This window comes from Streptomyces sp. NPDC001568 (genome assembly GCF_042893755.1).
Classification (GTDB): domain Bacteria; phylum Actinomycetota; class Actinomycetes; order Streptomycetales; family Streptomycetaceae; genus Streptomyces.
In genome coordinates this window covers 64,394-73,545 of sequence record NZ_JBIAVF010000029.1, presented here as the reverse complement: position 1 = coordinate 73,545, position 9,152 = coordinate 64,394, and the positions used below count along the sequence as shown (strand labels likewise).

The 9,152-nt window shown below is 71.6% G+C and carries 8 protein-coding genes; all 8 read left to right on the top strand.

The window, feature by feature from the left end; all coding sequences use genetic code 11:
• Positions 1-131: 131 nt before the first annotated feature.
• The 8 genes from ACFY0I_RS37340 to ACFY0I_RS37305 all read left to right on the top strand — a co-directional run bounded on the left by ACFY0I_RS37340 (position 132) and on the right by ACFY0I_RS37305 (position 9,080).
• Entirely contained in the window at positions 132-1,049 is a 918-nt protein-coding gene (locus ACFY0I_RS37340; protein WP_388904108.1) for an MBL fold metallo-hydrolase, read from the top strand.
• Between the two features lie 430 nt (positions 1,050-1,479).
• Complete coding sequence (locus tag ACFY0I_RS37335) at positions 1,480-2,430, top strand: ACP S-malonyltransferase (protein WP_388904107.1); 951 nt, start codon at positions 1,480-1,482, stop codon at positions 2,428-2,430.
• Positions 2,431-2,465: 35 nt separating this feature from the next.
• Positions 2,466-4,028 (top strand): acyl-CoA carboxylase subunit beta, encoded by a 1,563-nt coding sequence (locus tag ACFY0I_RS37330; RefSeq protein WP_388904106.1) that lies wholly within the window; start codon positions 2,466-2,468, stop codon positions 4,026-4,028.
• A gap of 35 nt (positions 4,029-4,063) precedes the next feature.
• Positions 4,064-4,300 (top strand): acyl-CoA carboxylase subunit epsilon, encoded by a 237-nt coding sequence (locus ACFY0I_RS37325; protein ID WP_388904105.1) that lies wholly within the window; start codon positions 4,064-4,066, stop codon positions 4,298-4,300.
• A 97-nt stretch (positions 4,301-4,397) separates the two neighbouring features.
• A complete protein-coding gene (rfbB, locus tag ACFY0I_RS37320; RefSeq protein WP_388904104.1) occupies positions 4,398-5,408 on the top strand; it encodes a dTDP-glucose 4,6-dehydratase in 1,011 nt (336 codons plus the stop codon).
• The gene (gene rfbH, locus ACFY0I_RS37315; protein WP_388904102.1) at positions 5,405-6,709 is read left to right on the top strand and encodes a lipopolysaccharide biosynthesis protein RfbH; all 1,305 of its coding nucleotides are present in this window, start codon (positions 5,405-5,407) and stop codon (positions 6,707-6,709) included. The genes rfbB and rfbH overlap by 4 nt, the downstream gene beginning before the upstream one ends.
• Positions 6,706-8,115, top strand: a complete 1,410-nt coding sequence (locus ACFY0I_RS37310) for an NDP-hexose 2,3-dehydratase family protein (protein WP_388904101.1) — start codon at positions 6,706-6,708, stop codon at positions 8,113-8,115. The genes rfbH and ACFY0I_RS37310 overlap by 4 nt, the downstream gene beginning before the upstream one ends.
• Positions 8,115-9,080: a Gfo/Idh/MocA family protein gene (locus tag ACFY0I_RS37305; protein WP_388904100.1), complete on the top strand. Its 966-nt coding sequence runs from the start codon at positions 8,115-8,117 to the stop codon at positions 9,078-9,080. The genes ACFY0I_RS37310 and ACFY0I_RS37305 overlap by 1 nt, the downstream gene beginning before the upstream one ends.
• Positions 9,081-9,152: the final 72 nt, after the last annotated feature.

Below are 9,152 nucleotides of genomic sequence, written 5' to 3'. Positions count from 1 at the left end.
TCTCCCACACCCACGACACCCCACTCGTCTACCACAACCGCAACTACACCCAACCCGCCCACACCAAAACCCTCGCCACCACCCCCTCATAAAGGTCCTCCCCGGCCGCGCATCCGATCCAGGAGACAACAGTGACCGCAAGCTTCCCGTCCGCCGCTCGACTGGTCGAGGTCGCCGAGGAGGTCTACGCGTACGTCCAGCCCGACGGCGGGTGGTGCCTCAACAACGCGGGCCTCGTCACCGCGGGCGGCCGTCCCCTGCTGATCGACACCGCGGCCACCGAGGCGCGCGCCGTGGCGTTGAAGGACGCGATCGCGCGGGTCACTCCGCACGCACCCCGCTTCGTCGTCAACACGCACCCGCACGGTGACCACACCTTCGGGAACCGACTGTTCGCCGACGACGCGGTCATCATCGCCCACGAAGCGACCCGCGCCGAGATGGACCTCGCCGGACTGCACCTGACCGGTCTGTGGCCGGACGTCTGCTGGGGCGACGTCGCCGTCGAGCTGCCCGGTCTGACCTTCCGGGAGACGCTGACCCTGCACCTGGGCGACGTACGGGCGGAGCTGATGTACCTGGGTACCGCCCACACCAAGAACGACTCGGTGGTCTGGTTGCCCGAGCGCCGGGTGCTGTTCGCCGGTGACATCGTCATGTCCGGTGCCACGCCGTTCTGTCTCACCGGCTCGGTCTCGGGATCGCTCGAGGTGATCGGGAAGCTGCGCGCCCTGGACCCCGAGACGGTGGTGTCCGGTCACGGCCCGGTGGGCGGAGCCGAGATCCTCGACTCCACCGAGGCCTACCTCCGTCACGTGCAGGAGTTGGCCGCCGCGGGCATCGCCGCGGGTCTCACGCCGCTGGAGACGGCACGCGAGGCGGACCTCGGGCCCTTCGCGGCCCTCCTCGACAGCGAGCGTCTGGTGCCCAACCTGCACCGCGCCTACGCCGAGGCGCGCGGCGCCGAGCCCGGCCACCCGCTCGACATCGGCGAACTGTTCTCCGAGATGGTCGACTTCCACGGCGGCCTGCCCGCCTGCGCCGCCTGACGGACCCCGACTTCGCCGCCCCGGCCCGGACGCGACCGGCGCCGGGCGCCGGCGTGTCCCGGGGGCGGCCGGTCCGGCGGGTTCCGTGGTGCCGCCTTCCCGGGGCCGCGACCGCACCCGCGCTCGCGCGACCCGGCAGCGGGCGACGCGTGTCCGTTGCCGCAGCCCCGCCGACGGTCCCCGCCCCCGACCGCCGGTCCCGAGCCGTGCCGCGACCGCCACCACGCGGCGAGGGGCGGCCTGCCGGCGCTGGGTGTCGACCACGGGCGGGCGCCCTTCCGGCGGATCTGGACGCACACGGAAGTGGTCCTCAAGTGGCTTGGGACAGGGTTGAGTCGCTCTCCCGCCGAGGAGGCGCCCACGCCGCCACCGGGTGGCCCGGCATTCCAGGGGTGCCCGACTTCTGGACCGCAGATAAGGACGTGACCGGATGATCCGTACCGCCTTCGTCTTTCCGGGGCAGGGCTCCGAATGCGTGGGGATGGGCAGGGATCTGCTCGCCCTGCGCCCGGATTTGGCCGGAAGCTATTTCCGGGCCGCGGACGACCTTCTGGGGATCCCCCTGGCGCGGTTGTGTCTGGAGGGTTCGGCTCGGGATCTGGAGGATCCGGCGGTGGCGCAGCCGGCGGTGTTCCTGACGAGTTTGGCCGCTCTGGAGGTGTTGCGGGGTGAGGGGGTGGTGCCGGACGCGGTGGCCGGTCACAGCCTGGGGGAGTACGCGGCTTTGGTCGCGGCGGGTGTGTTGGAGTGGACGGAGGCGTTGTGGTTGGTCCGGTTGCGTGGCGAGTTGGTGGCCACGGTGGGGGATCGGGTGGGTAGTGCCACGGTGGCGGTGATCGGTTTGCGTCGTACGGATGTGACGCGGATGTGTGCCGAGGCGCGGGCGGCCGTGGGTGGGGTCGTGGAGGTGGCGGGGGAGAACGAGCCGCGGCAGACGGTGGTGTCGGGGCAGGCCGAGGCGGTTGGTCATGTCACGGCTGCGGCTCGGGTGGCGGGGGCGCGTACGCGGGTGTTGCGGACGGGTGGGCCGTTCCACTCCAGCCTGCTGCGCGAGGCCGAGGCCGAGTTCACCCAGACGTTGATCGCCACCGACTTCCGCGCGCCGCGCGTCCCTCTGGTCTCCGGAGTGACGGGGCAGTGGGTGACGAGCGCCGCGGAGGCGGTCGTCGCCCTGCGCACCCAACTCACCAGTCCGGTCCGGTGGACCGGGGCCGTCGAGTCGCTCGCGGCCTCGGGTGCGGACCGGTTCGTGGAAGTGGGACCGGGACAGGTCCTGGGCGCCCTGGTCCGCAAGATCCTGCCGGACGCCCGCGTCCACGCGACGAACACGGCGGACCGGCTGGAACGGACGGTCGCCGCGCTCACAGCCAGCACAGTCTGACCATCGCAACGACCCGCAGAGAGGGTGGGAGAACCATGTCCAGAACGGACGACACGATCCGGTCCCGGATCGATGAGCTCAACGGGATCAAGGAGTCCGCACGGAGCGGCGACGAGGGCGCGACCGAGCGCCAGCACGCCAAGGGCAAGCTCACGGCCCACGAGCGCATAGCGCTCCTCCTGGACAAGGGCTCGTTCACCGCGGTGGAGCCGCTGCGCCGGCACCGGGCGACCGGTTTCGGGCTGGAGGCGAAGAAGCCGTACAGCGACGGCGTCGTCACCGGCTGGGGCACGGTCGACGGTCGTACGGTCTTCGTCTACGCCCACGACTTCCGGATCTTCGGCGGGGCGCTGGGCGAGGCCCACGCCGAGAAGATCCACAAGATCATGGACATGGCCGAGAAGGCCGGCGCCCCGCTGGTCTCGCTGAACGACGGCGCCGGCGCCCGCATCCAGGAAGGCGTCTCGGCGCTCGCCGGGTACGGCGGCATCTTCCGGCGCAACACCCGGGCCTCGGGCGTCATCCCGCAGATCAGCGTGATGCTCGGCCCCTGTGCGGGCGGCGCCGCCTACTCGCCGGCGCTGACGGACTTCGTCTTCATGGTCCGCGAGACCTCGCAGATGTTCATCACCGGCCCGGACGTGGTCAAGGCCGTCACCGGTGAGGAGATCACCCAGAACGGGCTGGGCGGCGCCGACGTGCACGCCGGCACCTCGGGCGTCGCGCACTTCGCGTACGACGACGAGGAGACCTGCATCGCCGAGGTCCGCTACCTCCTGGCGCTGCTGCCCTCCAACAACCGTGAGCTGGCCCCCGTCGAGCACTCCGGCGACCCGGCCGACCGGCTCAACGAGGCCCTGCTGGACCTGGTTCCCACACAGTCCGGGCAGGCCTACGACATCCGCAAGGTCATCGAGGAGGTCGTCGACGACGGCGACCACTTCGAGGTCCATCCGGCCTGGGCGCCGAACCTCGTCTGCTCGCTGGCCCGGCTCGACGGACACGTCGTCGGCATCGTCGCCAACAACCCCGCCGCGATGGCCGGCGTCCTCGACATCGAGGCCTCCGAGAAGGGCGCGCGGTTCGTCCAGTTCTGCGACGCCTTCAACATCCCGCTCGTCACCCTCGTGGACGTGCCCGGCTTCCTGCCCGGCGTCGACCAGGAGCACAACGGCATCATCCGACGCGGCGCCAAGCTGCTGTACGCGTACTGCAACGCCACCGTCCCGCGGATCTCCCTGGTCCTGCGCAAGGCCTACGGCGGCGCGTACATCGTCATGGACTCCCGCTCCATCGGCGCCGACCTGGCGCTGGCCTGGCCCACCAACGAGATCGCCGTGATGGGCGCCGAGGGCGCCGCGAACGTGGTCTTCCGCCGCGAGATCGCCGCGGCGGACGACCCCGACGCCGCCCGCGCGCAGCGCATCGCGGAGTACAAGGACCAGCTGATGCACCCGTACTACGCGGCGGAACGCGGCCTCATCGACGACGTCATCGACCCGCGCGACACCCGGTCGGTACTGATCCGTTCGCTGGCCATGCTGCGCGCCAAGCACGCCGACCTGCCCGCGCGCAAGCACGGGAACCCGCCCCAGTGAGTGCCGGCGGTCCGGCACAGGACGAGGAGAACCCCATGGACCCGCAGCAGCCCGGACACCTGATCCGCGTCGTGAAGGGGCACCCCGACGCCGAGGAACTGGCGGCGTTGACCGCGGTCGTCCTCGCCCGGGCGGCGGCCTCGGAGGGCATGCACGGCGGAACGGCCGGCGGCGGCCCGGCCCTGGCCGTCTGGCGCCGGCCCGATCGGGTCCGCGGTTTCCTCGGCCCGCGCACCTGGCGTGACAACTCGAGCGAGGCGCGTTCCGCCTGACGGCACGGCCCTTCCCCCTTCTTCCCCCGCAAGGAGACAAGAACATGGCACACCTCGTCCTCGAGGGCCTCGGACGGACGCGTATCGAGGTGGCGGAATGAGGCTCCTGGTCACCGGCGGAGCCGGGTTCATCGGCTCGCACTTCGTCCGGACCCTGCTCGACGGCGGATACGAGGGGCACGGCGACACCCGGATCACCGTCCTCGACAAGCTCACCTACGCCGGCAACCGGGACAACCTGCCGGCCGCGCACCCCCGGCTGGACTTCGTCCGCGGCGACATCTGCGACGAAGCGCTGCTGCGCGACCTGCTGCCCGGCCACGACGCGATCGTCCACTTCGCGGCCGAGTCGCACGTCGACCGCTCCGTGCACTCCGCGGCCGAGTTCGTCCGCACCAACGTCGGCGGTACGCAGACCCTGCTCGACGCGGCGCTGGCCACCGGCGTGCGGCGCGTCGTACACGTCTCCACCGACGAGGTGTACGGCTCGATAGCCGAGGGCGCCTGGACGGAGGAGTGGCCACTGCTGCCCAACTCGCCGTACGCCGCGTCCAAGGCCTCCTCCGACCTGATCGCGCGCTCGTACTGGAAGACGCACGGCCTCGACGTGTCGATCACCCGGTGCTCGAACAACTACGGGCCCCACCAGCATCCCGAGAAGCTGATCCCGCTGTTCGTCACCAACCTGCTCGAAGGCCTCCAGGTCCCGCTGTACGGCGACGGCCGCAACATCCGCGAGTGGCTGCACGTCGACGACCACTGCCGGGCCATCGCCCTCGTCCTCGACAAGGGCCGCGCCGGCGAGGTCTACAACATCGGCGGCGGCAACGAGCAGACCAACCTGCACATCACCGAACGCCTCCTCGCCCTGTGCGGCGCGGACGCCTCCGCGGTCCGCCGGGTCGCCGACCGCAAGGGGCACGACCTGCGCTACGCCCTCGACGAGACGAAGATCCGCGAGGAGCTCGGGTACGCGCCGCGCGTCTCGTTCGAGCAGGGACTGGCCGACACCGTCGCGTGGTACCGCGACAACCCCGGCTGGTGGAAGGCCGTGAAACACCAGAGCGACGACTTCGGCCGACAGAGCCGGGAAGGAACCACGTCATGAACGTCCACAAGGGGCTCATCCTCGACGAGACCGCGAAGTTCCATCAGGACGCGCAGGACCAGGGGCCCTTCGTCCCCGGCACCACCGAGATCTGGCCCGCCGGCGCGGTCCTGGACGAACGCGACCGCGCGGCCCTGGTCGAGGCGGCCCTGGAGATGCGGATCGCGGCCGGGCCAAGCTCCCGCCGGTTCGAGTCGCGCTTCGCCCGGAAGATGGGGCACCGCAAGGCGCACCTGGCCAACTCCGGCTCCTCCGCGAACCTGCTGGCCATGACGGCCTTCACCTCGCACCTGCTGGAGGACCGTGCCCTCAAGCGGGGCGACGAGGTCATCACAGTCGCCGCCGGTTTCCCGACCACCGTGAACCCGATCATCCAGAACGGGCTCGTCCCCGTCTTCATCGACGTCGAGCTCGGGACCTACAACACCACCGCCGAGCGGGTCGCGCAGGCCATCGGCCCCAAGACCCGCGCCATCATGATCGCGCACGCGCTCGGCAACCCCTTCGAGGTCGCCGAGATCGCGCAGCTGGCGCAGGACCACGACCTGTTCCTGATCGAGGACAACTGCGACGCCGTCGGCTCCACCTACGACGGCAAGCTGACCGGCACCTTCGGCGACATGACGACGGTGAGCTTCTACCCGGCCCACCACCTGACGATGGGTGAGGGCGGCTGCGTCCTGACCTCGAACCTGGCGCTCGCGCGGATCGTCGAATCGCTGCGCGACTGGGGCCGGGACTGCTGGTGCGAGCCGGGCGAGACCAACAAGTGCCTCAAGCGCTTCAAGTACCAGATGGGCACCCTCCCCGAGGGCTACGACCACAAGTACATCTTCTCCCACGTCGGCTACAACCTGAAGGCCACCGACATCCAGGCGGCCCTCGGCCTGACCCAGCTCGACAAGCTCGACGACTTCTGCGACGCCCGCCGGCGCAACTGGCGCCGGCTGCGGGACGGCCTCGACGGCGTACCGCACCTGATCCTCCCCGAGGCCACCCCGCGCAGCGACCCGAGCTGGTTCGGGTTCGCGATCACCGTGGACCCCGAGGCGCCCTACAGCCGGGCCGCCCTGGTCGACTTCCTGGAGGACCGCAAGATCGGCACGCGGCGCCTGTTCGCGGGCAACCTGACCCGCCACCCCGCCTACATCGGCCAGCCGCACCGCATCGTCGGAGACCTCACCAACAGCGACATCATCACCGACCAGACGTTCTGGATCGGCGTGTACCCGGCGCTGACGGACGAGATGCTCGACTACGTCATCGCCTCCGTCAAGGAGTTCGTGGGAGGCCACGCGTGAGCGGCCCCACCACCACCGCGGCCACCGCCGCCCCGGCGCTGGTCGCCCGCGTGGACGAGGAGCTGCCGCTGCGGCTGGCCCGCTCGGCGGGCGCCGCGCGGGGCGCCGTCCGGCACGCCGCGGACGTCCACGCCTGGCTCGAGGAGCGCCGTCGGGCGCACCGCTTCCGGGTGGACCGGATCGCCTTCGCCGACCTGGACGGCTGGTCCTTCGACCCGGACACCGGCAACCTCGGCCACCGCAGCGGGAAGTTCTTCACCGTCGAGGGCCTGCGGGTCACCGCGGGCTCCGACGGCCGCGAGCGCACGTGGCACCAGCCGATCATCCGCCAGCCCGAGGTCGGCATCCTCGGCATCCTGGTCAAGGAGTTCGACGGCGTCCCGCACTTCCTGATGCAGGCCAAGATGGAGCCCGGCAACCGCAACCTGCTCCAGCTGTCGCCCACCGTGCAGGCCACCCGCAGCAACTACACCAAGGCCCACAAGGGCGCCGACGTCCGCTACATCGAGTACTTCACGCAGCCCGGCCGCGGCCGGGTCCTCGCCGACGTCCTCCAGTCCGAACACGGCTCCTGGTTCTACCGCAAGAGCAACCGCAACATGCTGGTCGAGGCGGTCGGCGACGTCCCCGAGCACGACGACTTCCGCTGGCTGACCCTCGGCGAGATCGGGGAGCTGCTGCGCCAGGACAACGTGGTCAACATGGACGCGCGCACCGTGCTGGCCTGCGCGCCGCTCCCGGACACCGAAGCCCTCGCCCTGCACTCGGACACCGAGCTGCTGTCCTGGTTCACCACCGAACGCTCCCGCCACGACGTGAGCGCCCGGCCGGTACCCCTCGCGGACATCCCCGGTTGGAAGCGCGGCGAGGACTCCATCGACCACGAGGAGGGGCGCTATTTCAGCGTCGTCGCGGTCGGCGTCCAGGCCGGCAGCCGCGAGGTCTCGGGCTGGACGCAGCCCCTGTTCGAACCGACGGGGGTGGGCGTCACCGCCTTCCTGACCCGGCGGATCGACGGCGTGCCCCACGTACTGGTCCACGCCCGCGTCGAGGGCGGGTTCGCCGACACGGTGGAACTCGGCCCGACGGTGCAGTACACCCCGCCGAACTACGCGCACCTGCCGGACGAGGAGCGCCCGCCGTTCCTCGACCTGGTCCTCGGCGCAGACCCCGCACGGATCCGCTACGAGGCCCTGCACTCCGAGGAGGGCGGCCGGTTCCTGAACGCGGAGAGCCGCTACCTCTTCCTCGACACCGACGAGGACCAGGCCCCGCTCCAGGCCCCGCCGGGCTACCTGTGGGTCACCCCGGGGCAGCTCGCCGGGCTGCTGCGGCACAACCACTACGTCAACGTGCAGGCGCGCACCCTGCTCTCCTGCCTGACCTCGGGGGCGGTAACGCTCTGATGGATCCCGTCCGCATCGGCGTGATCGGCTGCGCCGACATCGCACGCCGTCGGATGCTGCCCGCCCTGCGGGCGGCGTCCGGCATCGAACTCGTCGCGGTCGCGGCCCGCGACGCGGCCAGGGCCCGCGAGACGGCCGAGGAGGCGGGCTGCGAGGCCGTCACCGGGTACGGGGCGCTGCTGGCGCGCCCGGACATCGACGCCGTGTACGTCCCGCTCCCGGCGGCCCTGCACGCCCAGTGGGTGGAGGCGGTGCTGCGCGCGGGCAAGCACGTCCTCGCGGAGAAGCCGCTCACCACCGACCTCGCGGAGACCCGCCGACTGCTGGACCTGGCCGGGTCCGCCGCACTGGTGCTGCGGGAGAACGTGATGTTCGTCCACCACTCCCAGCACGCCGCGGTCCGGGCCCTCGTCAGCGGCGGAGCCATCGGTGAACTACGTTCGTTCCGGGCGGAGTTCACGATCCCCCGGCTCCCGGACACCGACATCCGCTACGACGCCGCCCTCGGCGGCGGCGCCCTGTGGGACACCGGGGTCTACCCGGTCCGGGCGGCCCTGCACTTCCTCGGGGACCGGCTGGAGGCGGAGGGCGCCGTCCTGGTCGCCGGGGTGCCCGGCCGGGCCGTCGACACGGCCGGCACGGCACTGCTCCGCACCCCCGAAGGGGTCACCGCGCAGCTGTCGTTCGGCCTCGACCACGGCTACCGGAGCGCCTACGAGATCACCGGCAGCCGGGGCCGCCTCACCGTCGAGCGGGCCTTCACCCCGCCCGCCGCGCACCCGCCCACGATCCGCCTCGAACGCCCCACCGGCGTCGAGGAGATCGGCCTCGCCCCGGACGACCAGGTGCTCCGTTCCGTCGCCGCCTTCGTCACGGACATCCGCGTCGGGGCCCGCCCGGAACCGGTCCTCCTGCGCCAGGCGGAACTGCTCGACGCCATCAAACGGAGCGCGCGCGTCGTATGAGGCGCGCACCCAGCGGGGGCGTGGCGGATCACGGTCCGCCGCGCCCCCGACCCATGATCTCCAACCCTTCCG